We start from the raw sequence: 26,622 nt of genomic DNA on the forward strand, positions 1-26,622 counted from the left end.
GAGATGGCTGAAGACAGTGGATTAGAACGGACCGAACCGGCGTCGCCCCAAAGGCTTGAAAAAGCTAGAGAAGAGGGCGATGTTCCCCGTTCCAAAGAACTTTCTACTTGCACCGTGTTGTTGGCAGCTGGTGGCGGCTTGTATTTTTACGGCGAAACGCTGTTCAATAATTTAGCTAAGAATTTCACACGTGGTTTGTCGTTTGAGCGAAGTGCCGCCTTTGATGCCAATTTTTTGACTGCGCAAGTCTTAGATTCGGTCATTGACGTGATGATGGCATTTTTGCCGATTGTGGGTTTGGTGTTGCTGGCTGCGCTTGGGTCTCCATTGTTGATAGGTGGCTGGTTGTTTAGCTTCAAGTCTTTGGAGCCTAAGTTTTCGCGCTTGAATCCGATTGCAGGCATGGGGAATTTGATTTCTTCGAGAGCTGGGATTGAATTGGTTAAGGCAATTCTGAAAACGATCTTGGTTGGAGTAATTGCCTGGATGGTGGTAGCACGCCAGAAGGATGCTATTTTCGGCTTGATCTATGAGCCGTTAAATCAGGCTAGTTCACATTTAGGCCATATGTTGGGCGTCTGCTTTTTAGCGATTGTCGGTGGCCTAGTATTGATCGCAGCGATTGATGCGCCATATCAAATGTGGGCATATGCCGACAAATTGAAAATGACTCACCAAGAGGTCGTGCAAGAGTCAAAAGAAGCAAACGGTAACCCACAAATCAAAGCAAAAATTCGTCAGCAACAAAGAGAGATGGCGCGTCGCCGCATGATGTCTGAGGTGCCTACGGCTGATGTTGTTGTGACTAACCCGACCCACTTTTCGATCGCCTTAAAGTATGCGGATGGAAGTAATGGCGCACCGCGAGTTGTGGCGAAGGGGGCAGATGCTGTTGCCGCAAAAATTCGTGAATTAGCAAAAGAAAACAATGTGCCAATTCTGGAAGCGCCACCACTTGCGCGTGCTCTGTATAAGCATACTGAGTTGGGCGATGAAATTCCTGAAGCTCTCTATTCCGCAGTGGCGGAAATTCTCGCTTATGTTTTCCAATTACGCACGTATCGTAAATCTGGCGGCTTGCCACCAGTAGAACCTAAAAACATTCAAATTCCGACAGGTCTTGATCCCTTGTCTAAAGATGCAGGAGTACATGTATGAATTCGCTCAAGCTACCAGCATGGTTAACAGGCATGGGAAGCAGGGCTTTAGCTGGTCCTATCCTGATCGTGATGATGCTGGCAATGATGATTTTGCCGCTGCCAGCTTTTGCTTTAGACATCTTCTTTAGCTTCAATATCGCACTTTCCATCATCGTTTTGCTCACCAGTTTGTACACAGTGAGACCGTTAGATTTCATGGTTTTTCCGACGGTATTGTTGATCAGTACGATGCTGCGGTTGTCTTTAAACGTGGCATCTACGCGGGTTGTCTTGACTGAGGGACATACGGGGCCAGACGCTGCAGGTAAAGTGATTGAAGCGTTTGGACACTTTTTGATCGGTGGGAATTACGCGATCGGTATCATCGTCTTCGTCATTTTGACGATTATTAACTTCACGGTTGTTACTAAAGGTGCTGGCCGTATTGCTGAGGTTGGTGCACGTTTTGCGTTGGATGCGATGCCCGGTAAACAAATGGCGATCGACGCAGATCTGAATGCTGGTTTGATCGCAGAAGACGAAGCTCGTCGTCGTCGTACTGAAGTTGCCCAAGAAGCTGAATTTTATGGCGCGATGGACGGTGCAAGTAAGTATGTCAAGGGTGATGCGGTAGCGGGCATTATGGTAACGATCATCAACGTAGTCGGTGGATTAATCGTTGGTATGGTGCAGCATGATCTGGATTTTTCTGCCGCCTCTAAAATTTATGCTTTGTTAGCCATTGGTGATGGTCTTGTCGCACAAATTCCATCGCTGATTATTTCAACTGCGGCGGGTATTGTGGTGTCTCGAGTCGCCAGCGATCAAGACATCGGTAATCAATTCATCAATCAATTGTTTGCTAAGCCGGAAGTAATGTACATCACCGCTTCTATTATCGGCGGTATGGGCGTTATTCCTGGAATGCCACACGTGGCTTTTATTTTGTTGGCAGGCAGTTTAGCTGGTGCGGGTTACATGTTGAAAAAGCGTGCTGCAGAAGCACCGGCAAAAGAAGCTGCCGCGGCAGCAGCCGCAGCGACTGCAATTCCGCCAGCACCAGAGATGGAAGAAGCCACATGGCAAGATATCTTGCCGGTCGATACTTTAGGCCTGGAAGTTGGCTACCGTTTAATCCCACTGGTTGATAAAAATCAGGGTGGAGAATTATTGCGCAGGATTAAAGGAATCCGCAAAAAATTTGCACAGGATATTGGTTTCTTATCCCCACCGGTACATATTCGCGACAATCTGGAATTAAAACCGAGTTCATATCGCATTGCGTTGAAGGGCGTTGAGATTGGTAGCGGTGATGCCAACATGGGGCAATACTTGGCGATTGATCCTGGTATGGTATCCGGGCCTTTACCTGGTGCTCCAACAGTTGATCCTGCGTTCGGCTTACCAGCTGTCTGGATCGAGTCCCATATGCGAGATCAAGCTCAGGCGATGGGATATACGGTTGTTGATGCTGGCACAGTGATTGCAACGCATCTTAACCATCTGATCACGTCAAATGCGACTGAGTTGCTGGGGCGTCACGAAGTTCAACAATTGTTAGACCATTTGGGCAAAGAATCACCAAAACTAATTGAAGATTTGACCCCGCGCCTATTGTCCTTATCCATTATTCAGAAGGTCTTGCAGAATTTGTTGGTGGAAGGCGTCCATATCCGCGATATGCGTACGATAGTCGAAACGCTGACCGAATATGCACCGCAAATACAAGATGCAAATGAATTGACGGCTCAGGTGAGGATCGCTTTAGGTCGCGCCATTGTGCAGCAGATTTTCCCAAGTGGGAATGAGTTAGCTGTGATGACTCTAGATAACAAGTTGGAACGTTTGCTCATGCAAACCTTACAGGGACATGGCGCTGACGGCGCAAGTATGGAGCCGGGCCTCGCTGACACATTGGCTTTGCAAACCGAAGCGGCCGCACAACATCAACAGCAACTTGGAATTACGCCAGTGTTATTGGTTCCGGGACCATTGCGAGCATTATTGGCGCGCTTCTTGCGACGTACCTTGCCACAAGTGAAGGTACTGTCACATGCGGAGCTGCCAGAGAATAAGACAATAAGAGTTACTAGCCTAGTTGGAGGGCAATTATGAACGTCAAGAAATTTATAGCACCTAGCTCACGAGAAGCCTTGAGAAAAGTAAAGGCGATGCTGGGAGAGAATGCCGTCATCCTATCAAATCGTAATGTCGATGGACAGGTCGAGATTTTGGCGATGAATGATCAGACGCTTAAGGAGATTGCTCCCGCTGTCGATTCAAATTTTGGATCGACGGGCAAAACGCAATTTAATCCAAATGCTAAATCACCGATCGAGCCTGCAGCCCCTATGCAGACAGCAATGCGTGAAACGCCTGTGCGCGAAGAGCCTACACCTAGTCAGGCTGAAATTACGATGATGATGAATGAAATCCGTTCAATGCGAGGCATGTTAGAAGGCAAGATGTCTGAAATGGCATGGCACACGAGTTCGCAAAAATCACCGCATAAGGCTGATGTGATGCGCGAAATGCTGGCAACTGGATTAAGCGCTAGCCTATCTCGTCACTTGATCGAAAACATGCCAGAGGTAAGTGATGCGGAAGCGGGCCTTGCTTGGGTTAAGTCCATCATGACTAGAAATCTCTCGGCGATTAGTAATGAAAATGAGATTTTGGAGCAGGGCGGCGTGTATGCCTTGGTCGGCCCCACCGGTGTTGGCAAAACGACGACGACTGCGAAACTCGCTGCACGTTGTGTCATGCGTCATGGACCATCTAAGCTGGCATTAATTACGACCGATGGCTATCGTATTGGTGGTTACGAGCAATTACGTATTTACGGAAAAATTCTTGGCGTCATGGTGCATTCGGTCAAGGATGAAGCTGATCTCAAGATCGCGTTGTCTGAGCTTAAGAACAAGCATACTGTCTTGATTGATACCGTTGGCGTAAGTCAACGCGATAAAATGGTGACGCAACAAGTGGCGATGCTGTCGGGCTCAGGTGTTGATGTAAAACGTTTGCTGTGTCTGAACGCGACATCGACTGGCGAAACCCTGAGTGAGGTAGTGCGTGCGTATCAAGGCGGCGGATTGTCCGGTTGTATTTTGACTAAATTGGATGAGGCGGCGACCATAGGGGGCGCATTAGATATCGCAATTCGACAAAAACTCAATCTTTATTATGTGGCAAGTGGACAACGTGTTCCAGAAGATTTGCATGTCGCTAACAAACAATACTTGGTAGATCGTGCATTTAAGTTGAAACGTGAGACTTCAGCGTATAAATTTCAAAATGATGAATTGCCTTTACTGATGTCCAACATGGTTGCAGAGCATAATGCAGGCATGGGAAAAATGGAGGCCTTCTTTGGTTAATTATGATCAAGCAGAAGGTTTGCGTCGCATGTTGGAAATGCCAAAACTCAAAGTATTGACTTTCCTTTCCTGTCTGCCAGACGCTGAGCGAAATGGCATGTTAATTAATTTGTCGGCGAGTTTTGCGAGACAAGGCAAAAATACTTTGATGGTTGATGCGAAATCATCAAGCTCTAGCCTAAGTGCATGGTTAAATTTGAAATCAGATCAGACATTGTTGGATGTCGCACGACAACAGCGTACAATGGACTCTGTGATTAAACAGGTTTCTCCGGGGTTGTCGATCACCAAAGTCGCTCATGGAATGCAAAAATCTTTGGGTCTGCCAGCTGCTGGATACCGAGAGTTATCCAAGGTTTTCGACATGGCAGCCAGCCGTTCTGATTTGGTGGTAGTTGATTGTGAGTTAAATGCGGATGATACGTTCTTGCTTTCTTCCTTTGAAGATAGCGAACTGATTATTCATGTGTCGGCTGATCCTACGACGATCACGAATGCTTATGCATTGATTAAGCGCTTGAATAATCGTTTTGGCCGTCGCTCGTATGGCATTGTTGTCTCCGGAGTTGATCATGCGCAAGGGCAACTGATATTCACCAATCTAGCCAAGACTGCCAGACGCTATTTGGCTGTTGACATTAAGTTTGTGGGCGAAGTACCGGCAGATGTTCATCTGACGCGAGCGACCGAATCAGGACGTACCGTCATTGATGCATTTCCCCTTTCGAAAGCAGCGAATGCTTTTGTGCGGATGGCTGAAAAATTAGTATCGACGGCGAGTCAGAGTTTACGATGTGAAGCAATGTCTTTTTAGATCTGCCTCAAATGCTTTATTGGAATATGAATTAGTTTATGTACACAGCGAGTGGTAAATCAGATAAGAACTCAATCCTCACCGAGCATGCGCCTCTGGTGAAGCGCTTGGCTTATCAGTTAAAAGCAAGGCTACCGCCCAGTGTCGAAGTTGATGATTTGGTTCAGGCTGGCATGATAGGCTTGCTCGATGCGGTGAATCGCTATGAAGATAATCATGGCGCGCAGTTTGAGACTTACGCAATTCAGCGAATTCGTGGAGCGATGCTAGATGAGCTACGTAGTAGCGATTGGTTGCCGCGTGGCGTGCGTCAAAATATGCGCAAGATTGAAAACGCGATGAATGAGATGCAGCAAAAATTGGGACGTCCACCTTTAGAAACTGAATTGGCAAAACATCTAAAACTAACCCTAGTAGATTACCAGGAGTTATTAGGTGAAAGTGGTGGTCATCAATTGCTGTATTACGAAGATTTTCATGACGCCGATACCAAAGAGCATTTTCTCGATCATTTCTGTAACGATGAGCGCTCGGGAGACCCTCTGCAAGATTTGTTGCATGGTGATTTCCGTGATGCCGTCGTCCATGCAATTAACAGCCTTCCAGAGCGAGAGAAGCTACTGATGGGTTTATATTACGAACAGGAATTAAACTTGAAAGAGATAGGTGCCGTGATGGGTGTTTCTGAATCTCGGGTGTCGCAATTACACAGCCAGGCGGTTGCCAGGTTGCGTGCATCATTGAGGGAGCGAGCGTGGACCGGGCTAGCTTAATAGGGATTATTCTCGTCTTCGTCGGCATACTTTCAGGGCAAGTACTGGAGGGTGGTCATCTGGCATCGCTATTGCAGCCAGCGGCGTTTGTGATTGTGGTTGTGAGTACGATCGGTGCGGTGCTGTTGCAAAGTCGTATGCCTACTTTTATTCGTGGCCTCCAAATGCTGAAATGGATAGTCATGATGCCGGAGGATAGAAGCCGCAAAAATGTACAAGAAGCGATGGTGTGGAGTGTTGTTGCCCGCCGCGAAGGCTTTTTGAGCCTGGAGCGCTATATCGACACGGTCAAAGATCCATTTATTGAAAAAGGCTTGAAGTTGGTAGTGGATGGTATTGATCCTGACCGGATCAAAGATGTTTTAGATGTGGACATTTCTTTCTATGAAATGGAGCAACGGCAGGCCATTAAGATTTGGGATGCAGCCGGTGGATATTCACCGACGATAGGTATTTTAGGTGCGGTATTAGGCCTCATTCACGTGATGGAAAATCTGACCGATCCGAGTAAGCTAGGTAGTGGTATTGCGGTCGCCTTTGTCGCAACAATTTACGGTGTTGGTTTGGCTAATTTATTTTTTTTACCAGTCGCGAATAAATTGAAAGAAATCGTTGGCAAGGAAATCGTCAGACGTGAAATGTTGGCGGATATTTTCTACAGCATTGCACAAGGCGATAGCCCAAGAATTGTGGAAGAACGTCTGTCGAATCATCGTACCAAAGTGTGAGTTAACACCGACAAGTTATGGCGCGTAAAAAATATCACGAAGAACCCGATAATCATGATCGTTGGCTAGTTTCTTACGCTGACTTTATGACTTTATTGTTTGCATTTTTTGTCGTGATGTACGCGATTTCCTCTTTGAATGAGGGTAAATATCGGGTGCTATCAAACTCACTGACAGGTGCATTTGGCACTGTCTTAGTCGCCGGCGGAGATATCCCAGACATCAAAAAAAGTCAAAATTCAGTCATCAATTTACTTCCCATCGTCAAGCCGAAAAATGCTGAGCCACTAAGAAGAGAACGTGAAAAGATGACTAACGTTGCGCGTGACATCTTGACCGTCTTGGAACCTTTGGTGCGCGAGGGAAAAGTACGTGTGACGCAAACTAGTCGCGGTGTTGCTATCGAAATTAATGCGAGTTTGCTGTTCGCTCAGGGTGACGCTAAGCTGAATTTGGATTCGATTCAAGCCTTAAGGGCAATTGCCGAAGTGCTGAAAATTGACAATCACGCGATTCAGGTTGAAGGATTTACTGATAATTTACCGATTAAGAATTCCACATTTCCCTCCAATTGGGAATTGTCTGCGGTGCGTGCTAGCTCCGTTGCACGCTTATTCATGGAAAACGGCGTCGACGAAAATCGAATAACCGCGGTAGGGCAGGGGCCTAAATCTCCAGTTGGGTCGAACGATAGTGTTGAGGGGAGAGCGAGAAACCGGCGAGTAACGGTCACAATACTTTCGGTCTTACCGGAATCACCAATAGATATTCCAGTTACACCAAATCCTAAGCCTTAGGTGTTGTAGGTGCGCACTGTCTGTATAAATCGTAAGTGCAAAAATACTCGTGTACTCACGCAAATTTGAAAGTGGCGAAAAGGAAATTAATTTTTATTTAGAAAGGCAACTGCATGTCCGGTGTATCTAAATAAATTGTTGCGATGGTGTGTGGAGCGATGATGTGTGGAAGCGCGAAAAGAGGAATTACGCGTTAGCCAGCAACGATGCCGCGCCCAGCACTAGGCTTGACCTTTGATTGGCCATCTGCGCCATACATGGAGCCAGCCTGATGACCGCCTCCACTTTGGAGGACATTAAGTGCTGCTTGATTTTTACTTAAATGGCGATTAATTAGCAGTCCATTCGTTCTGTTTTTTTCTTGTGCTTGACTGGAAATATCCAGCAAAGATTGCCAAGAATTTTCTAGTTTTAAAGAATGATTGCCTGTATTTGCAGTAAAAAAATTCAGCATGCCTTTCGCGTCACTGCTATGCCCTGAGTTTAATAGTAACTCACTACGATTTTTTTCTAATTCGATGACTTGCGCCAAAAGTTGATTTTTATTTGGCGTAATCGATTCGAGCTTTTCTGAATCGTTATTGACCAAAACCTGCTGCTCTTCATCCAAAAGTTGCGTCAATGATTGCATGACGACTATCTCTTGGTCGATGATTTGCTGTAATTGCGCAGTATTGGTCAATGCTTGGTTCATGTTGGCTGTCTTCTAGCGTTAAGTAAATCTTTAACCGTTTCTAATAGTCCATCTGCGACTTTTTCTGCATCGACCTGAAAGCGGCCTTCTGCAATCGCCAATTTAATTTCTTCTACTTTCTTAGCTTCAAACACAGCACCACTTGCTTGTGTGCGCTGCATAGATTGCAATTGCACAGAAAGTGGTGAAATCTGTACGTTAATGGAAGGTGTTGTTGCAACTTTTGCATTATCTCCAGCCTTGTCGGCCCTTGGCGCCGACGGGCCGGTCGGTAGCCCTTGGGTTGAATTTAGCGAGTCATTGATTTTCACGATGGTACCTCTGAGGTTGGATTTACATTCATCTACAACCAATATAACGGCGCGCTATTTTTAAACTTTAACCTTATTTGCAGAAATCGCTGACTTATTTTTTTTCTATACTTTTTATCTTGAATTATTGAACTTCAATAATTCCGCCAACTCTGGCGATGCCGCTAACTAGTCGGCCGGAGTTGGTTTTCGCTCTGGTGAGCTGTCCCTCTGACGCATTGTTTAAAGCTACAGCATCATTTGAAACACGAAAACCATTTCCTTGGCTAACGATTTTGATACTTTGCCCTTGTTGAATGATCGGTATTAACTTGAACATATCCTGTCTTATGCCGGTACCCGCCGGAACTGCAGTCAGCATGGTTTTGCCGATAGCGTTTTCGCTTTTAATGATGATTCCAGAAGCTTGATTACTTAGTTCACCATGCATCTTCACTATATCTTGCTCATTAAGAACTTGACCGGCACTGATGGCATTTCTGGCCACGTAATAGTCACCGAATACCCGTACATGCGCTGCGACATAAATCGTCCACGGCTTAGGATCTGTGCAACGTAGTCCTACCGTGACTTTGCCCCAGGCTTTGCTGCCGGGCGGCAGAAATGCGTTGAGTTGAGCACAGGCTTGCAATTTTAGACGTGGATCTACTGGTTTGACATTAATTTCCGTCTCTGCGCCCAAATTGCTGCTTTGAGATTTTAAGAATTTTTCAACCTCGCCAGGTAACTGCCCAAGCTCAATTAGGGGAGGGGTGGGGGCGAGCACTTGTGCTATGGCAGAAGGAAATGCTTGTATTCCTAAGGCAAAACAGAATAAGTGCTGTAGGAATTTGATATTCACTGCATAACTCCTGAGATATAGATCGATGTCGTGATAGATGAATTGTAGTCTTGGCGACAGAGATCTATTGCGTGAATAGATGGGTTTTTCCGCTCTTTATTCGCGGATTAAATTGGACACTGTGCGCCTACTATGCACATTAAGGAAAACCGTTCGCTTAGTTCAAATGAGTTCAAACAAGTTGAATTGAGTTGAGTTGGAACGAGTTGCAATGTAATGAATTGAAGCATACCGAAATTAAATTGATGGTGCCTCTGGATATAGAGCGAAAGCGGTCAGGGTTGAATCAAAGAACGGAGATAAACAATGAATCAGCTAGACGATTATATGCGCTTTCATCAGCTTGCATTGTCCGTTCGTGGGCAAAGGCAGCAATTGTTGGCATCAAATATCGCGAATGCCGATACGCCAAACTATAAAGCGCGTGACGTGGATTTTAACTCCGCAATGAGTGCTGCTTTGGGAAAGACAAATGCGGCGAATGATTTGGCGAAAACCTCGGCGGCACATTTTTCTCAAGCGGGCACGGTTGCCGGCCTGCCGCCAGCATTTCGTAAAGAAGTGCAGGGAAATGTGGACGGTAACACGGTTGATATGGATGTCGAGCGTAATGCCTTTACAGAAAATGCGCTGAAATATGAAGCGAGTTTAACCATGATTAACATGCAAATCAAAGGTTTGCTTTCCGCGATACAAGGGTAATCATCATGTCACTATTTAAAATTTTTGATGTTTCTGGATCCGCGATGAGTGCGCAGGCACAGCGTTTAAATGTCGTTTCCAGCAATTTGGCGAACGCTGATAGCGTGACCAGCTCAAATGGACAAGCCTATAAAGCGAAGCAAGTAGTATTTACAGCGATGCAAACAAACGATCCTGCATCAACTGGAGTGAAAGTTACACAAGTTGTTGAAGATCCCAATCCGCCTAAATTGATGTATGACCCAAAACATCCTCTGGCGGATGAAAAAGGGTATGTGTCCATGCCAAATGTAAATGTGGTTGAGGAAATGGTGAATATGATTTCGGCTTCACGATCCTATCAAACAAATGTCGAAACAATGAATGCAGCAAAAGCGATGTTGTTGAAAACTTTGAGTATTGGTCAATAGCATATTCAATTTATTGAGCTTATTTAGCGAAGGTATAAAGGTGAAAAAATGAGTAATGTAACGACAAATACGACGATTGATCCTAGCCTATTGGCTGCGATGAACAGCAATCGTGGCACTAAAAGCGCAACACAAGAGGCTCAGGATAAATTCATGACTTTGTTAGTCACGCAGATGAAAAATCAAGATCCTTTAAATCCGCTGGATAACGCTCAAATTACAAGTCAACTGGCACAACTTTCAACGGTGACAGGTATCGATAAATTAAACGAAACGATGACCGCGATGAACGGTAGTTTCAAGAATAGTCAAAATTTGCAGGCTGCTTCGATGATAGGGCACGGAGTAGTGGTTCCTGGATCTAACGTGGAATTGAAGGATGGCAAATCCGTGTTGGGATTTGACCTGCCGCAGAATGCAGACAAGATTCAGGTGAAGATTCGAGATGAAAATGGCTCCTTAATCAAAACGCTCAATTTCAATAGTATGACCAGCGGTTTTAACTCGATTTCATGGGATGGAAAAAATGAGTCTGGTACTGCTGTTGCAAATGGAAATTACAACTTTGAAGTCAGTGCAAGTGCAGCCGATACAAAGTTGACTGTAACCCCTATGAGTTTTGGTTTGGTTTCTAGCGTTTCATTTGGAAGTCAAGGGACGATGTTAAGTATTTCAAATGCGGGTGATGTATTGATGTCGGACGTGAAGCAAATTTTTTGAGGTAATAGTTCGACATGTTTGTGCATGTTGCGCTTGCAGCGATTAGAAAATTTTTAGGTTTGTATGGGTGTTATATCCAACGTAGAGGAGAAGTATCATGGGTTTTCAACAGGGCTTAAGCGGGTTAAATGCCGCATCTAAATCGCTTGATGTGATTGGTAATAATATTTCCAATTCAAATACAGTCGGATTCAAAATGGCACAGGCGCAGTTTGCCGATGTTTATGCGAATTCCTTGAGCGGCGCGGGTGGCGGTGGTGCAGGTATCGGTGTTAAGGTGCAGACCGTCGCGCAGCTATTCACGCAAGGGAATATTACGTCGACAAATAATCCGCTGGACATTGCGATTAACGGCGCGGGCTTTTTTCGAATGTCGACAAATGGCGCAATTACGTATAGCCGTAACGGCCAGTTTTCATTGGACAAAGAGGGTAATATTGTTAATGCTCAAGGTGCCAAACTCACTGGTTATGCAGCGGATTCGAATGGTGTACTGTCGACTGGTTCCGCGGTTCCCTTAAATATTAATACTAGCGATATCGCGCCTAAGCAGACTAATTCCGTTACTTCTTTGCTCAACTTAGATTCGCGCGCTTTGGTGCCAGGTACGCAATTACCAGTTGCATCACCTCCAGTGATCACTCCTATTGCTTTTTCATTGACCGATCCGCTGTCATATAACAATGCAACTTCGGTTGCTGTATTCGATAGTTTGGGAAATTCTCATGTCTTGCAAACCTTCTTCGTTCGCATTGATCCGGTCGCAACGCCGCCAACTGCACCTGCGACAGCGGAGTGGAATGTTTATGCCGCGGTTGATGGACTATCTGTAGGCTCAGTTTTGCCTGCGCCGCCAGTTCCTATCGGTAAAGTTGGTTTTGACAATGTAGGTAAATTAACTGGTGCGACGCCTCCTTTTGCCTTGACTGATCCGAATGCACTGTCAATTGCAGTGACTGTTGCGACAGGTGCCGCGTCACCATTTACCGTTAAGTACGATATGACTGGCACGACGCAATTTGGTGCTGCATTCAGTGTTAACTCAATCAAGCAAGATGGTTACACCTCAGGTAAGTTGTCGAAGTTTAATACGTCTAAAGATGGCACGATCGTCGGTAGTTACACCAATGGTAAAACCTCCGTTTTGGGGCAGGTCGCTTTAGCTAACTTTACTAATGCGAATGGTTTGCAGTCCTTAGGTGACAATCAATGGACCGAGACAGCGACTTCTGGTCCGGCATTAGTTGGTCCTCCAGGTTCAGGCAGCATGGGTGTTTTGACTTCAAATGCAACCGAAGATTCAAACACGGATTTGACGGGAGAATTGGTCAATATGATTACCGCGCAACGTGTTTATCAGGCGAATGCGCAGACTATCAAAACCCAAGATCAAGTGCTGCAAACCTTGGTGAATTTGCGCTAATCATTGCTTGCTTAGTTGGTTAGTTGAATGTGTAGTTTTTCATTATTTCATGATCGTTGATGCAGGGAGTGTGCGATGGATCGTTTAATTTATACCGCGATGACAGGAGCGAAACACATCCTGGAACAGCAAGCGACCACATCGCACAATCTCGCCAATGCCACGACAACTGGCTTCCGTGCGCAGATCGATTCATTTCGCGCTGTGCCGGTTGTTAGCGAAGGTCTGCCTACGCGTGCTTTTGTCGTTGATGCCACAGTTGGCACAGATTTTTCTAGTGGTAGTTTGCAAAACACTGGACGCGAATTGGATGTTGCTATTCAAGGAAAAGGCTGGCTGGCTGTGCAAGCTGAAGACGGTACTGAAAAAATGACCCGACATGGCAGTTTGAAAATTAGTGAAAATGGTGTCTTGCAAACACATAGTGGTTTGATCGTGATGGGTGACACAGGCCCGATCACTATTCCACCAGAAGTCACTATTGCGATTGCTAAAGATGGGACGGTTTCCAGTGTCCCGATGGGAACAAAACCAAACGCAGTACAAGTGCTTGGTCGTCTCAAATTAGTGAATCCGCCTGAAGCAAATATTGTTCGTGATGCTGATGGATTATTTAAGACTAAAGATGGTGTTGTGCCAGTTGCCGATGCCGCAGTTTCAGTCGCAGGTGGCATGCTGGAAGGAAGTAATGTGAACGTGGTTGAGTCTATGGTGACAATGATTAATTTGGCGCGCCAGTTTGAAATGCAGATGAAGCTATTGACTAATGCCGAGAGTAACGCGACAAAAGCTAGTCAAATCTTCGCATTAACTTAAGACATAACATTGCACAATAAGGTATTGATTGAATCGGTGTGATGTAATTTTGGATTGCTTGAGATGATGCAGAGACGGCACATTGCATAGTAAGTGAATAGGAGAAAGACATGATACGCTCATTATGGATTGCGAAGACTGGGCTAGATGCGCAGCAAACGCAAATGGATGTGATTACCAATAACCTGGCGAATGTCAGCACCACGGGTTTCAAACGTTCACGCGCTGTGTTCGAAGATCTTTTGTATCAAACCATGCGTCAGCCTGGTGCACAAAGCTCTCAACAAACGCAATTACCATCCGGCTTGCAATTGGGTGTTGGCGTACGTCCGGTCGCGACTGAGCGTATTTTTACGCAAGGAAATTTGCAGCAAACTGGCAATAACAAGGATCTGGCAATTAATGGTCAAGGTTTCTTTCAGGTATTGATGCCAGATGGCACGACAGGTTACACCCGAGATGGTTCGTTTCAAGTTGATAATCAAGGCCAAATGGTGACTTCTAGTGGGTTTGTCATTCAGCCCGCGATTACGATACCTGCTAATGCGCAAACAATTACCGTGGGGCGTGATGGTACGGTCTCCGTTACGCAACCTGGGTCTACTGCTGCGGTTCAAGTCGGTTCCATTCAGCTCGCGACCTTTATCAATCCGGCTGGACTGATGAGTCTGGGCGAAAATCTTTATGTTGAAACCGCCGCATCAGGTAATCCCGGCACAAATGCGCCAGGTACGAATGGTGCGGGCTTGATCGTTCAAGCATTTGTTGAGACTTCCAATGTGAATGTCGCGGAGGAATTGGTCAGCATGATACAGACGCAACGTGCCTACGAAATTAACAGCAAAGCGATTACGACATCGGATCAAATGTTGCAACGCTTATCGCAGTTGTAATGCGGTGTTTTGAAGCATTTAATTTCTTGTTTTGACATACAGTGACATCGTGGAATATCTGAAATGAAAACGTCAAAAACAATCATCTTGCTTGCCAGTCTCATTGCATTGAGCGCCTGTGGCACAGCGCCTCCGGCAATAGTGCATCAATCCGGAATTGTTCAAGCACAAAGTGCAAAGAATCAACGTGAAGCGAATGGCGCGATTTTTCAAGCGGCCAGTTATCGACCTCTATTTGAGGATGTAAAGGCGCGCATGGTGGGAGATGTGCTGACAATTACGATCAGCGAAAATACTTCTGCGACGAAAGCGGCTGGCGCATCCGGCAGTAAAGCAGGGAGCGCTGCGTTTGCAGCACCGACTATTTTCGGTGTTCCTTCGAGTACAACCGCGAAAGCGTCAATCTCCACAACGGCTTCTTCCAAGTTTGATGAGAAAGGCGCAGAGACAGCCAGTAATTCCTTCTCTGGAACCATTGCTGCTACTGTCATCGAAGTTCTGCCAAATGGTAATTTGCTCGTCAGCGGCGAGAAGCAAATTGCATTTAATAAGGGCGCTGAGTTTGTACGATTTTCTGGCGTGGTGAATCCTCGCACTATTACTGCAGCGAATCAAGTGTCGTCAACTCAGGTAGCTGAAGCACGATTCGAATATCGATCGACATCTCATGTTGATTTCACCGAAGTCAGTTCAATGTTGACCAGATTCTTCTTGAGCGTCCTGCCATTTTAATTTGAGAGCAAGCCATGGATATGTTGATGCACATTAGTCTTAAATTAAATCAAAAGCTTCGATCTGCAAGCCTGATCGTCTGCGTCATATTGACGGTGGTGTTCTCGCTACCGGTGCAAGCAGAGCGCCTTAAAGACCTCGCTGGAATACAAGGAGTGCGGCAGAATCAATTAATGGGATATGGATTAGTAGTTGGTTTAGATGGTAGTGGCGATCAGACTACACAAACACCATTCACGGTGCAAAGTATTATCAGCATGATGCAACAAATGGGCGTGACAATTCCTGTGGGAACTAGCTTGCAATTGAAGAATGTTGCTGCAGTCATGGTCACAACTTCCTTACCGCCTTTTTCTCAACCCGGGCAAACTTTGGATATCACAGTGTCCTCAATGGGAAATGCAAAAAGCTTGAAAGGTGGAACACTTTTGATGACACCACTGAAAGGTGCTGATAATCAAATCTATGCCATCGCTCAGGGCAATATCTTAGTGGGTGGCGTTGGTGCTTCGGCGAATGGCAGTCAAGTTCAGGTCAATCATTTAAGTGTCGGTAAAATTTCTGGAGGCGCGACTGTGGAACGCGCAGTGCCATCGCCATTAGGGCATGGAAATTCTATACAACTGGAATTAAATACCGCCGATTTTTCAACAGCTAGTCGCGTGGTGGAAGCGATCAATAAAAAGTTTGGTCCCGAGACAGCTGCAGCGGTGGATGGACGTGTCATTCAAGTAAAAGCACCGCAAATGAATGATCAACGCGTCGCCTTCTTAGGCGCATTGGAAAGTATAGAAGTAACGCCCGCACAAACTGCTGCAAAAGTCATTCTCAATGCTCGTACCGGCTCGATTGTCATGAACCAATCGGTGAGCCTAGAAGCGTGCGCAGTGGCGCATGGTAATTTGAGTGTGGTGATCAATACCGATAATACAGTCAGCCAACCGAATGCTCTTAGCAATGGTCAAACTACGGCAACGCCAAATTCCAATGTCGCCATCACCAAAGAGGGGGGGCAGTTGTTGATGTTGAAGGCAGGAGCTTCTTTGGCCGATGTAGTCAAGGCACTCAATTCAATAGGTGCAACACCTCAAGATCTTCTGGCGATCTTGCAGGCGATGAAGTCATCTGGTGCGTTGCGCGCTGAGCTGGAAATTATTTAAGTAAGTGCATTATTGTTGAAATTATTGGAACGGTGAAAATATGATTGGTCGCGCAGATATGTCAGACAAACTTGCTTTTGATAGCAAGGGGCTCGATGCATTGCGCCAATCTTCAAAAGATAATTCACCAGAAGCTCTCAAGGCTGCCGCGACTCAATTTGAAGCTTTATTTGTGAGCATGATGCTCAAATCCATGCGTCAGGCCGGTAGTCAGGAAGGCATGTTTGATAACGAGCAAAGCCGAATGTATACGTCGATGTTAGATCAACAATTATCGCAAAAAATGGCAAGTCGCGGGATCGGCTTGGCGGATGCGATGGTGAGGCAGCTATCAAATAATGCAATGACCCAGGCCCTGCAGTCTGAAAGTTCATTTGAAAAATCGCCACCTCCTGCACTTGGGGGATTAGGCGGTGTCCAGCAATATATGCAGCAACAAAAATATGCGACAAAGGCGGAGCAGTTGCTTAATTCTACGAGCAGTATTGAGTCAAACTCCACCATGCCGCATGTTCAGGAATTCACTCGAAAGTTAGGTGTGCATGCTGAAATCGCAAGTCAGGGCACTGGGATTCCAGCCAAATTCATGTTGGGGCAAGCTGCCTTAGAATCGGGTTGGGGCAAGCATGAAATCAAGGCGATGGATGGCTCAGCTAGCCACAATGTTTTTGGCATTAAGGCAAGTGGAAACTGGAAAGGCCGAACTGTTGATGCATTGACTACTGAATATACAAACGGCGTTGCCTATCAAAAAGTTGAAAAATTCCGCGCCTATGATAATTACGGCGACGCCTTCAAAGACTACGCAAAACTCATACAAGACAACCCCCGCTATCAATCTGTATTGCAAAACGGAGGTGATGCCGCACAGTTCGCCCGCGCCCTTCAAAAAGCTGGCTATGCCACGGACCCGCAATATGCACAAAAGTTGACGAAAGTGATACAGCAGTCTTTTTCGGGCTGATCAAGCAAGCTTGGTAGATTAAAGTTTTCCTGTAATGACCCGTTAAAATAGAAGACGGAAGCCGGAGATGGCTTTTAACGCGGGCAGTGTAAGTATCGACATTTGAGTGAATAGGTTGAATTATGGGTACCAATATTCTTGGAATTGGGCAAAGTGCATTAGCTGCGGCGCAGATGGGGATCGCCACAGCTGGGCATAACATATCCAACGTGAACACACCGGGATACAGCCGACAGATTTTGCTTCAAAGTGCTGCGGCCGCGCAAAACGTCGGCGGTAGCTTTATTGGGCAGGGTACTCAAGTGGGCGAGGTTAGACGGGTTTATAACGAATTTATTGCCCAGCAAGTAAACTCCACACAATCCTCACAAAATTACGCCTCTGCATATTTCAATCAAGTACAACAGATTAGTAATTTGGTTGCGGATCAATCTGCGGGGATTTCTCCTGCACTACAAGAATTTTTTAGTTCCATCCAAAATCTAGCGACCAGTCCCAATGGAACTGCAGGTTCAGCAGCAAGACAGGCAGTATTGTCTAATGCCTCGTCCTTGGTTTCTCGAGTACAGAGTATGGGGGCACGTCTCGATCAGGTGTCAGAAGATGTAAATAATCGCATCTCACAAACAGTGACGGGGATAAACGGTTTCGCTAAACAAATTGCAGATTTAAATGATTTTATTGAAACTGCACAGTCCGTTTCTGGTGGTGCGGCTCCGAATGACTTGTTAGATCAACGCGATAACGCAGTGACTGAATTAAGTAAATTAGTCAGCGTGTCTGTCGTCAATCAAGGTGGAAAATATAACGTTTTCATGGGAACTGGTCAGCCTTTGGTACTTGGTGCCAAAGTTAGCGTCTTACAACCAACAAGTTCGCTTACTGATCCTACAAGGCTTCAGGTTTCCTACGAAAATAATGGCTCCCTCGTTCAATTGAATGAGCAAAGTATTACAGGCGGTGAACTCGGTGGATTGTTTGCATTTAGATCTAACTCATTAGACTTGTCACGCAACTCTCTTGGTCGAGTTGCTGTGTCAATCGCGGCAGAATTTAATGATCAACATAAGTTAGGACAAGATTTAAATGGTCAAATTGGTAAAGATTTCTTTACTATTTCAGGCCCGACTTCTACTCCTAGTGGCGCCAATCTTAGTACAGCGAATATGGCTGTTTCCTACTCTGATGTCAGTGCGTTGACGACGAGTGACTATCGCGTGCAATACTTGGCAGGCGTTGGTCCAGCGCCTAACTACTTCAAGATCACGCGGGTCTCTGACGGAAATGTACAAACATCCAATACTTTGCCTGCAGTGATTGATGGTCTCAGTTTTAATCTGGCTACGATTGGTGCGCCACCAGCTGTCGTGGCACCTTCGGTGAATGATGAATTTTTGGTCCGCCCTACTGCGTTAGCTGCGTCATCCATTAGCGTTGCCATTACAGATATTACTAAAATTGCGGCGGCTGCGCCTGTGACGACTAGTTTACCAAGTACCAACTTAGGTACGGGAAAAATAAGCTCTGGCGTTGTGAATGCGACGGTATCGGCTACGAGTAATTCTGTTAATGGATTCATTGGATCGGTGGTCGTTGGCGATTCGTATAATAGCGCCACGCTCACACCGCCATTAAACTTAACGTTTGCAACTGGCCCCAATAGTTTGGCTGGATTTCCAGTGGGTGCCTTAGTATCTGTCACTAATGGCGGTGTTACTTCCAACTATGAAGTTGCAGCTGCCGCTGCACCAGCTGCGACACCACCTAAAGTAGTGAACGTGCCGTATACAAGTGGTGCGACTGTGACCTACGGTGGTGTGAGCTTTGTAATTAAAGACAATCCCACAACTCCGGCGGCAGGTGAAACATTCACACTGGGAAGCTCTTTGCCGATCACTCCGGCAACGTTGACCTATAACTCAGCTGGCAATAATTTCACAGGATTTCCTGCGAACGCGAACGTGACTGTTAAGAATGGAAACACAACAACTTCCTATGTTGCTGGCTCTGCTATCCCCTATATCGAAGGCTCGACTATCAGCTTTAACGGCTTGAGTTTTACCGTGTCAGGAGCCTATACCAATGGCGACGTCGTCAAGATCGCCGGGAATCCTTCCGGTACCGGTGATAATCGCAACGCCACTTTGCTAGGTAGCTTGCAAACAAAAAACACCATGGGATCTGGAACAACCAGTTTTCAAGGCGCATACGGCCAGTTTGTCAGTAATGTCGGTAACAAAGCGCATGAGATGGAAGTCAGTAAGAGTGCAGAAACCAAGTTGTTGTCGCAAGCTTTGCAAGCGCAACAATCTGAGTCTGGCGTCAATTTGGATGAGGAAGCTGCCAATTTATTGCGCTACCAACAAGCTTATCAAGCGGCGGGAAAATTAATGCAAATCGCGAGTCAGTTATTTGATGCTTTACTTGCCTTAGGTCGATAAGAGAGATAATCATGCGTATTAGTACAAATACAATTTACGAATCGGGTGGCGCTCGTATCAGCGACTTGCAAGTGAGTTTGAATCGGACTCAACAGCAAATTGCCTCTGGACGTCGTATCTTGAACCCTGGGGATGATCCAATTGGTTCTGCTCGCGCCTTGGTAATTTCGCAGACTGATGCAGTAAATGATCAGTTTGCTGTCAATCGAAAGAACGCAACCAACACCCTAAGTATTGCTGAAGATACTTTGAGCAATGTGACGAATGTCTTACATAACGTAAAAACGCTGGTTGTCAGCGCAGGCAATGGTACGCTTACCGATCAGGAGCGAGGATATATCGCCAATGAATTGCAAGGCAATCTTGATCAATTATTTGGCTTTGCAAATGCGACTGACGGAACAGATTCGTATCTGTTTTCCGGATTTTCCTCATCTATTGCACCGTATACGAAAACCCAGGGTGGGGCTCAATATAACGGCGATCAAGGTGGTCGTGTATTACAAGTTGATACCTCTAGACAAATTCCTATCAACGAAGTTGGTTCGGCAATTTTTGGTAATATCAAGACGTCTAACTCTCAGTTTAACGTCCGATCAAATCCTTCGAATACAGGTCAAGCTGTTGCCACAGCGGCGATCAATGTGCCGACTACTGCCAACTTGACTGGTAACAATTATGAAGTTGCCTTTGATAACACAGGGGCGAACTTTACAATTACGAACAAAACTACTGGTGTTGTCGTCACTCCGACCACTGCTTATGCTAGCCCTCAAACGGTAACCGTTGATGGTATGGACATTACCTTAACCAATACACCTGGTGCGCCAGGGCCCGGCGATAAGTTTTCGATTCAACCTGGTAATCAAAATATTTTTGAAACACTCACCGATCTCATCAATACCTTACGTAGTCCGGCAGGCACAGTGCCACAAAAATTGGAATTAACAGCCAATTTGAGCCAGGCAAATTTCAATATTGATAAGTCGCTTTCAAATGTTTTACTTGCACGTACAAATTTCGGTACGTCATTGAAAGAACTAGAAAATTTGAATAGCGCTGGCGATAGCATGGGGTTGATTTATAAACAAGAATTATCCGCACTGCAAGATCTTGATTATGCAAAGGCGATTACTGAGTTGAATCAAAATCAGGTAGTGTTGCAGGCGGCTCAGCAATCTTTTGTGAAAACCTCTTCTTTGTCGCTGTTTAGTTATATAAATTAATACGCTATCAAATAGTCGATACCGTGATGAGTTAAGCAAAAGTTTTGCTAGTCACAAATTAAAATGCCCAATAAATTACTATTGGGCATTTTTTTTCGCATTGAATTGTCACAACGAGTTTGAAATAGTCTTTGTGTCTGTGCTTGATTCTTTAGATGGCACGTGTCATTTTTTCTGCAATATACGTTTTTTGCTCTACTGGTGGCGGCACCAGTTTGATAATTGCAAAAGAAACGTTATCTCCTTGTGAATTTGCCCGTTCGCGCGCTTTCTTTACCAATAATTCTGAGGCCTGACGTGGCGTGCTTGCACCTACCGCTACAGATAATTCTATGTCCGCAAAGTAGTGCCACAGACCATCTGAGCATAGTAGAAATGAATCACCATGTTCTAGATTATCCTTTTCGCCAAAACTGACGTAGGGGATTGCATTCTTTGACCCGAGTACATTGACCAGGACATTCGACATTTTGTGGTTCTTCGCTTCTTCAGACGTAATCACGCCTTCGTCAACCAAGCGTTCGACGTAGGAATGATCTTTCGTTCTTTCAGCGAAATTGGGGCCGTCAAACCGATACAGGCGAGAGTCGCCTACATGCGCCCAGACCGCCTTTTGAGGAGAAATTACTAAAGCCACAAAGGTGCTGTGAGGCTCCTTTTCAGATGATACTGCAGATAATTTGATGACTGTGTGCGCTTCATGCACAATTGCTTCCAGCATCTTTTTGATATCATTGCCGGGAGAGAATTCATCAAATAGCATTTTGGCCGAACGAACGACTTGTTCTGCTGCGATTGCGCCACCGCTTTTACCGCCCATGCCATCTGCAACAACCGCCATAATATGGCCGGGTGCATGTGGCGCAGCAAAAAGAGCCACGCGGTCTTGTTGTTCTTTACGATCACCGATATGTTGAGCGGTGCCTGCTTCGATCTTATATTGGCTCATACGTCGTGGTAGATTACACTAGTCGGATATTCCGAATTCTTTTTAAATAAACACGTTGCATTTTACTCGTTCTTACAGCTTATGGACCATACAAATCAAATTCGAATGCGCATTTGTGAATTAGAAGTTGAACATCGTGATCTCGATTCAGTGATTGAGGCTATTATCAAAGATCCCAATCACGATGAATTACAGTTGCGACGCCTAAAAAAGCGCAAATTGCAGCTAAAGGATTACATAGCATTACTTAAAATGCAATTGTCGCCTGATATTCCAGCTTAAATGATAATTGAAGACTTTAGGCATATGATGAACAAAATTCTTCATTGACCGTCTAGTTGACCTACACACTGTAACGGGCAGATGTGACGATGCTCGAAACTGCCAATAAAGCCGGCTGCGGTAAGCACCGGAACGATTTTGTTGTATCTGACCGCATTATATTTTGACTGAAAATAATTTAAATTCACATGCTTCTGGAGTCCATGATTCAGAGGTCGAGAAAATCTTTGGGGACACTGGACTGTTAAGCTCCACGATACCCGGTTATCGCTCGCGCCAAGCACAAATTGAAATGGCGCAAGCGATTGCTCAGGCGATTGCAGGGCAAAAGACCTTATTAGCGGAAGCTGGTACTGGCACTGGAAAGACGTTTGCCTACTTGATCCCCGCATTGCTGTGGGGCGGCAAAGTCATCGTCTCAACTGGCACGAAAAATTTGCAGGATCAATTGTATCTGCGTGATATTCCTACGATCAAAAAAGTGTTGAAGGCTCCAGTATCGGTTGCTTTGCTGAAAGGGCGTGCCAACTATCTTTGTCATTTTCATCTTGAGAGAACCTTGCAGAATGGGCGTTTAACATCGCGGGAAGACGTTGGTTATTTACGTGACATTTCACGTTTTATTAAGACGACGAGTAGCGGTGATAAAGCAGAGTTGGCACGTGTACCTGAGACTGCACCAGTGTGGAGTTTAGTGACTTCAACCAAAGACAATTGCATGGGTTCGGAGTGCCAATATTACCAAGATTGTTTTGTGATGAAAGCGCGTAAAGAGGCGCAGCAAGCCGACGTCGTCGTCGTTAATCATCATTTGTTTTTTGCCGATTTGGCGCTTAAAGATACTGGAATCGCTGAATTGCTACCATCGGCAAATACCGTCATCTTTGATGAAGCACATCAGCTACCAGAAACTGCCACACTATTCTTTGGCGACTCAATCTCAACTTCTCAAATTTTAGAGTTATGTCGCGATACTTTGGCTGAAGGATTATCTCATGCGCGAGATGGCGCCGAATGGGCTAAGATTGTGGCACCCGTAGAACGTGCAGCGCGTGATTTGCGGCTATCATTTCCGCAAGATTCAATCCGTTTGTCCTTACAACAAATTGCTCCTTCCAGCGAATTTTTCCCCAATTTGGAAACACTAAAAGCGTGCATGGGTGATTTAATCAAAGTGTTGGAAAAACAGGCCGAAAGGGCAGAAACCATAGAGCAGTGCCGAGTGCGGGCAATCGACTTACAGGATCAGCTAGATGATTGGCGCGAACTAGATCCGAATTCGAAAGAAGCCAAAGGTAAACCTGAATGTGTTCTGTGGGTTGAAGCCTATTCTGTTTCATTGCAATTACATCGAACGCCCTTGTCCATTGCGCCTATCTTTAATAAGCAACGAGAAGGCGTACCGCGTACTTGGATTTTTGCTTCAGCGACGATGGCAGTGAAAAATGATTTTAGCCACTATGTTTCACAAATGGGATTGTGGGACGAACCAGCACGAACCTGGCCTAGTCCATTTAACTATGCAGAACAAGGTATTTTGTATGTGCCTGACGGTATGCCGCAACCCAATTCTAGGGAATATACAGACGCAGTTGTTGACGCCGCGCTACCCGTGATAGAAGCAGCTGGAGGACGTACTTTCTTACTTTGCACTACGAATAAAGCTGTTAAGCATTGCGCGGAGCGATTGAAAGAAGAGTTTGCGCGGAGAGGTTTGGATTTTCCACTTTTTGTGCAAGGTGATGCTGGTCGCACCGAGTTATTGGATCGCTTTCGTGCTTCGGGAAATGGGGTACTGATTGGTTCTCAAAGTTTCTGGGAAGGTGTTGATGTACGCGGTGAGGCTTTATCACTAGTCGTCATTGACAAGTTGCCGTTCGCGCCGCCTGATGATCCTGTGCTAGCCGCGCGAATAGAGGCGATGGAGAAGAAAGGCTTGAATGGTTTCGTCCATCATCAATTACCTGAAGCGATCATTAATCTGAAACAAGGAGCAGGGCGCTTGATTCGCGATGAAACTGATCGTGGCGTATTGATGATCTGCGATCCTCGCTTGATTTCCAAACCGTATGGCAAACGTATTTGGCAAAGCTTGCCTGCGTTTTCACGTACTCGTGAATTACCGGTGGTATTGAAGTTTTTTGAAGAGCTTGGCTTGGCGAGGGCAAGCACTTCTAGAGAGTAAGCATCGTTTTCTTGTTTTAGTTTGGTTTATTTTTCCAAGGTAAGAATTGCCTTGATATTTATGGAGCACAGATGATTTCTAATTCTATCCAAGAAGCTGTTGATCAGGTGATTCGTTCCCGACGCTCATTGCGGGCATTCTTAAATACGCCAGTTGCACACGAAGATATTCAGGCTATTTTATCTATTGCGGCGCGAGCACCCTCAGGTACCAATACGCAACCTTGGAAGGTTTATGTTCTAACGGGAAATAGTTTGCAAAATTTATCTTCGAAGATAATGGCAGTGCATAACAATCCTGATATCGCGAAGTCACATACTGAAGAGTATAAATATTACCCAGTGGAGTGGCGTAGCCCCTATATTGATCGCCGCCGTAAAGTGGGATGGGATTTGTACAGCTTACTTGGCTTAGGTCGTGACAACAAAGCCGGAATGCATGCGCAGCACGGACGAAACTATCAATTTTTTGATGCGCCAGTAGGGCTGATATTTACGATAGATCGTGTGATGGAGCAAGGATCATGGCTGGATTACGGTATGTTCTTGCAAAATATTATGCTTGCCGCTCGGGCACGTGGTCTTGATACTTGTCCGCAAGCTGCATTCACACAGTTCCATAGCATCATTTCTGAGGAGTTGGCATTGCTAGCGGAAGAAATGGTAGTGTGCGGCATGTCTATGGGATATGCGGATATGAGTAAGATAGAAAATAGCTTGCAAACAGAGCGGGCAGAGGTAAATACGTTTGCTAAATTTTTTGATTGAGCTGAGCGAATTGTTGCGATGAAGAATTGAAACCCGTGTGACCGATGTTGAAAAAGCACATTCAATATTAAAAATTTATATCATTTATTTATTTTTGATTCGAATTCGAAGAATTTTAATGAGGAAGTAACGCTAAGTCTTTAATTCTCTTGCGAATTATCAATAATTTGCTACACTTCGTTCCATTAGGAAATTTTTTGTCTCTAGGAGTAATACATGGTTGCACTACGCTTGAAGTCCATGGTGAAATCTATGTTGAGTTTTTCGTTAAATAAAACAGTCATATCCACACTCGCACTTGTTTCTGTCTTTGCAGTTGGTCAAGTTAGCGCCGCAAGTGACAGTCATCGCAGCAAAAAATCCAGCTCAAAAAAATCCACTTTGGTGCATGCTAAAGCCTCGTCTAAACATGTAACTAAGCATGCCTCTAAGCATGGTAAAAAACATGTTCTCGCCGCAAAATCGCAGAAGTTAGCGAAGGGAAAACGTGGCGCGCGTCATGCGGTTGAGATTAATGAAGGCCCTAGTATTGGTGACGCAGTTGGATTGAAGAACTCCAAAGATGCTTTGTCTCTGGCCTCTAATGCAGCATTCGTCGTTGATCAGGACAGTTCAAAAGTCTTGTTTGAAAAAAATGCAGAAGTATCTTTGCCCATCGCCTCTATCACTAAGTTGATGACTAGTCTGGTGGTAGTGGAATCCAAACTAGATTTGGATGAGGTTATCGAAATCACCAACGAAGATTTGGATAAAGAAAAAGGTACAGGATCACGTTTGACAATAGGTGCAAAACTCTCTCGTGCGGATTTGTTGCATATCGCGCTAATGAGCTCCGAAAATCGTGCTGCGTCTGCTTTGGGACGTAGTTATCCAGGTGGTTTGCCAGCGTTTGTCGCTGCAATGAATGCGAAGGCTAAACAGTTGGGTATGAACGATACTTACTACGTGGATTCTAGTGGCCTTTCAAGTAAGAACGTCGCGAGTGCGCGTGATTTGGTTAAGTTGATTAACGCAGCTTACCAATTCCCATTGATTCGTGAATACTCTACCGATAGTCACTACGTGGTGAATCCAAAAGGTAAGCGTTTGCTGGAGTACGGTACGACTAATCATTTAGTTGAAAAATCTGATTGGAATATCGGCTTACAAAAGACGGGCTATATCGCAGAAGCTGGACGTTGTTTAGTCATGCAGGCAATTATTGAAGGCCGTGCGGTAGTGATGGTATTCTTGGATTCTAAAGGGAAGTATTCTCGTTTAGCAGATGCTGGCCGGATCAAGAAATGGATACAAGGCATGCGTCCACAGGCGTGAACAAAGAAATTCATTCAGTTCTACTGAACTGACGTGTCTAGTCCTAAAATAAGTTGACAACTAAAAGTGTTGCAAACACGCTCGATGAACCTCATTGGGCGTTTTGTTTTTGAGACTAGAGTGTGGCCGTTCGTTGTTATAGATTTGAATGGACTGTGCGA

Annotated in this window: 27 protein-coding genes; 22 read left to right on the forward strand and 5 right to left on the reverse strand. The window is 45.4% G+C overall.

Going from position 1 to position 26,622, the window contains the following annotated elements; translation table 11 throughout:
- Window positions 1-3: 3 nt before the first annotated feature.
- Genes flhB through motD form a run of 7 tightly spaced genes read left to right on the forward strand, consistent with a single transcriptional unit; the run spans window position 4 to window position 7,631 of the window.
- A complete protein-coding gene (gene flhB, locus H8K55_RS15475; RefSeq protein ID WP_186942958.1) occupies window positions 4-1,158 on the forward strand; it encodes a flagellar biosynthesis protein FlhB in 1,155 nt (384 codons plus the stop codon).
- Window positions 1,155-3,254 (forward strand): flagellar biosynthesis protein FlhA, encoded by a 2,100-nt coding sequence (gene flhA / locus H8K55_RS15480; protein ID WP_186942959.1) that lies wholly within the window; start codon window positions 1,155-1,157, stop codon window positions 3,252-3,254. The genes flhB and flhA overlap by 4 nt, the downstream gene beginning before the upstream one ends.
- Window positions 3,251-4,519: a flagellar biosynthesis protein FlhF gene (gene flhF / locus H8K55_RS15485; protein WP_186942960.1), complete on the forward strand. Its 1,269-nt coding sequence runs from the start codon at window positions 3,251-3,253 to the stop codon at window positions 4,517-4,519. Before flhA ends, flhF begins: the two co-directional genes overlap by 4 nt.
- Window positions 4,512-5,333 (forward strand): MinD/ParA family ATP-binding protein, encoded by an 822-nt coding sequence (locus H8K55_RS15490; protein WP_186942961.1) that lies wholly within the window; start codon window positions 4,512-4,514, stop codon window positions 5,331-5,333. Before flhF ends, H8K55_RS15490 begins: the two co-directional genes overlap by 8 nt.
- A 38-nt stretch (window positions 5,334-5,371) precedes the next feature.
- Window positions 5,372-6,106 (forward strand): RNA polymerase sigma factor FliA, encoded by a 735-nt coding sequence (locus H8K55_RS15495; protein ID WP_186942962.1) that lies wholly within the window; start codon window positions 5,372-5,374, stop codon window positions 6,104-6,106.
- The gene (locus tag H8K55_RS15500) at window positions 6,088-6,834 is read left to right on the forward strand and encodes a flagellar motor protein (RefSeq protein WP_186942963.1); all 747 of its coding nucleotides are present in this window, start codon (window positions 6,088-6,090) and stop codon (window positions 6,832-6,834) included. The genes H8K55_RS15495 and H8K55_RS15500 overlap by 19 nt, the downstream gene beginning before the upstream one ends.
- Window positions 6,835-6,851: 17 nt before the next feature.
- Window positions 6,852-7,631 carry a flagellar motor protein MotD gene (gene motD, locus H8K55_RS15505; protein WP_186942964.1) on the forward strand — a complete coding sequence of 260 codons (780 nt, stop codon included), beginning with the start codon at window positions 6,852-6,854 and terminating at the stop codon, window positions 7,629-7,631.
- A gap of 193 nt (window positions 7,632-7,824) precedes the next feature.
- Here motD and H8K55_RS15510 read toward each other — a convergent pair whose 3' ends face one another.
- The 3 genes from H8K55_RS15510 to flgA form a co-directional block, all read right to left on the reverse strand.
- Complete coding sequence (locus tag H8K55_RS15510) at window positions 7,825-8,325, reverse strand: flagella synthesis protein FlgN (protein ID WP_186942965.1); 501 nt, start codon at window positions 8,323-8,325, stop codon at window positions 7,825-7,827.
- Window positions 8,322-8,636, reverse strand: a complete 315-nt coding sequence (gene flgM, locus H8K55_RS15515) for a flagellar biosynthesis anti-sigma factor FlgM (protein WP_186942966.1) — start codon at window positions 8,634-8,636, stop codon at window positions 8,322-8,324. Before flgM ends, H8K55_RS15510 begins: the two co-directional genes overlap by 4 nt.
- Window positions 8,637-8,760: 124 nt before the next feature.
- Window positions 8,761-9,477 (reverse strand): flagellar basal body P-ring formation chaperone FlgA, encoded by a 717-nt coding sequence (flgA, locus tag H8K55_RS15520; protein ID WP_186942967.1) that lies wholly within the window; start codon window positions 9,475-9,477, stop codon window positions 8,761-8,763.
- 306 nt (window positions 9,478-9,783) lie between these two features.
- Here flgA and flgB point away from each other — a divergent pair, with 306 nt between their 5' ends.
- The 11 genes from flgB (at window position 9,784) to flgL (ending at window position 20,964) form a co-directional block, all read left to right on the forward strand.
- On the forward strand, window positions 9,784-10,179 hold the full coding sequence (gene flgB, locus H8K55_RS15525; protein WP_186942968.1) for a flagellar basal body rod protein FlgB: 396 nt from the start codon (window positions 9,784-9,786) through the stop codon (window positions 10,177-10,179).
- Between the two features lie 5 nt (window positions 10,180-10,184).
- Entirely contained in the window at window positions 10,185-10,589 is a 405-nt protein-coding gene (gene flgC, locus H8K55_RS15530; protein WP_186942969.1) for a flagellar basal body rod protein FlgC, read from the forward strand.
- Between the two features lie 48 nt (window positions 10,590-10,637).
- Window positions 10,638-11,309 (forward strand): flagellar hook assembly protein FlgD, encoded by a 672-nt coding sequence (locus H8K55_RS15535; protein WP_186942970.1) that lies wholly within the window; start codon window positions 10,638-10,640, stop codon window positions 11,307-11,309.
- A gap of 97 nt (window positions 11,310-11,406) precedes the next feature.
- Window positions 11,407-12,732, forward strand: a complete 1,326-nt coding sequence (gene flgE, locus H8K55_RS15540; RefSeq protein ID WP_186942971.1) for a flagellar hook protein FlgE — start codon at window positions 11,407-11,409, stop codon at window positions 12,730-12,732.
- A gap of 75 nt (window positions 12,733-12,807) precedes the next feature.
- Window positions 12,808-13,548: a flagellar basal-body rod protein FlgF gene (flgF, locus tag H8K55_RS15545; protein ID WP_186942972.1), complete on the forward strand. Its 741-nt coding sequence runs from the start codon at window positions 12,808-12,810 to the stop codon at window positions 13,546-13,548.
- Window positions 13,549-13,658: 110 nt separating this feature from the next.
- On the forward strand, window positions 13,659-14,441 hold the full coding sequence (gene flgG / locus H8K55_RS15550; RefSeq protein WP_186942973.1) for a flagellar basal-body rod protein FlgG: 783 nt from the start codon (window positions 13,659-13,661) through the stop codon (window positions 14,439-14,441).
- 63 nt (window positions 14,442-14,504) lie between these two features.
- Complete coding sequence (locus H8K55_RS15555) at window positions 14,505-15,173, forward strand: flagellar basal body L-ring protein FlgH (protein WP_186942974.1); 669 nt, start codon at window positions 14,505-14,507, stop codon at window positions 15,171-15,173.
- Between the two features lie 14 nt (window positions 15,174-15,187).
- The gene (locus tag H8K55_RS15560) at window positions 15,188-16,333 is read left to right on the forward strand and encodes a flagellar basal body P-ring protein FlgI (protein ID WP_186942975.1); all 1,146 of its coding nucleotides are present in this window, start codon (window positions 15,188-15,190) and stop codon (window positions 16,331-16,333) included.
- Between the two features lie 40 nt (window positions 16,334-16,373).
- Window positions 16,374-17,297: a flagellar assembly peptidoglycan hydrolase FlgJ gene (gene flgJ / locus H8K55_RS15565; protein ID WP_186942976.1), complete on the forward strand. Its 924-nt coding sequence runs from the start codon at window positions 16,374-16,376 to the stop codon at window positions 17,295-17,297.
- Window positions 17,298-17,419: 122 nt separating this feature from the next.
- Window positions 17,420-19,738 carry a flagellar hook-associated protein FlgK gene (gene flgK, locus H8K55_RS15570; protein WP_186942977.1) on the forward strand — a complete coding sequence of 773 codons (2,319 nt, stop codon included), beginning with the start codon at window positions 17,420-17,422 and terminating at the stop codon, window positions 19,736-19,738.
- 11 nt (window positions 19,739-19,749) lie between these two features.
- Complete coding sequence (flgL, locus tag H8K55_RS15575) at window positions 19,750-20,964, forward strand: flagellar hook-associated protein FlgL (RefSeq protein WP_186942978.1); 1,215 nt, start codon at window positions 19,750-19,752, stop codon at window positions 20,962-20,964.
- A 151-nt stretch (window positions 20,965-21,115) separates the two neighbouring features.
- On the opposite strand, the gene H8K55_RS15580 is transcribed toward flgL, so the two are convergent.
- Entirely contained in the window at window positions 21,116-21,913 is a 798-nt protein-coding gene (locus tag H8K55_RS15580; RefSeq protein ID WP_186942979.1) for a PP2C family protein-serine/threonine phosphatase, read from the reverse strand.
- A 105-nt stretch (window positions 21,914-22,018) separates the two neighbouring features.
- Between H8K55_RS15580 and H8K55_RS15585 the strand changes: the two genes are divergently transcribed.
- The 4 genes from H8K55_RS15585 to pbpG all read left to right on the forward strand — a co-directional run bounded on the left by H8K55_RS15585 (window position 22,019) and on the right by pbpG (window position 26,461).
- On the forward strand, window positions 22,019-22,195 hold the full coding sequence (locus H8K55_RS15585) for a YdcH family protein (protein WP_408057979.1): 177 nt from the start codon (window positions 22,019-22,021) through the stop codon (window positions 22,193-22,195).
- A gap of 163 nt (window positions 22,196-22,358) precedes the next feature.
- Entirely contained in the window at window positions 22,359-24,380 is a 2,022-nt protein-coding gene (locus tag H8K55_RS15590) for an ATP-dependent DNA helicase (protein ID WP_186942980.1), read from the forward strand.
- Between the two features lie 71 nt (window positions 24,381-24,451).
- Window positions 24,452-25,147, forward strand: coding sequence for a nitroreductase (locus H8K55_RS15595; protein WP_186942981.1), 696 nt, complete (start codon window positions 24,452-24,454; stop codon window positions 25,145-25,147).
- Between the two features lie 216 nt (window positions 25,148-25,363).
- Window positions 25,364-26,461, forward strand: coding sequence for a D-alanyl-D-alanine endopeptidase (gene pbpG, locus H8K55_RS15600; RefSeq protein ID WP_230408650.1), 1,098 nt, complete (start codon window positions 25,364-25,366; stop codon window positions 26,459-26,461).
- Window positions 26,462-26,521: 60 nt separating this feature from the next.
- Here pbpG and H8K55_RS22335 read toward each other — a convergent pair.
- Window positions 26,522-26,622 (reverse strand): integrase core domain-containing protein (locus tag H8K55_RS22335; protein WP_186942982.1); only part of this gene is annotated, 101 nt, incomplete at its 5' end.

Origin of the sequence: Affinundibacterium flavidum (assembly GCF_014284175.1) — a bacterium.
GTDB classification, from domain to species: Bacteria; Pseudomonadota; Gammaproteobacteria; order Burkholderiales; family Burkholderiaceae_D; genus Undibacterium; species Undibacterium flavidum.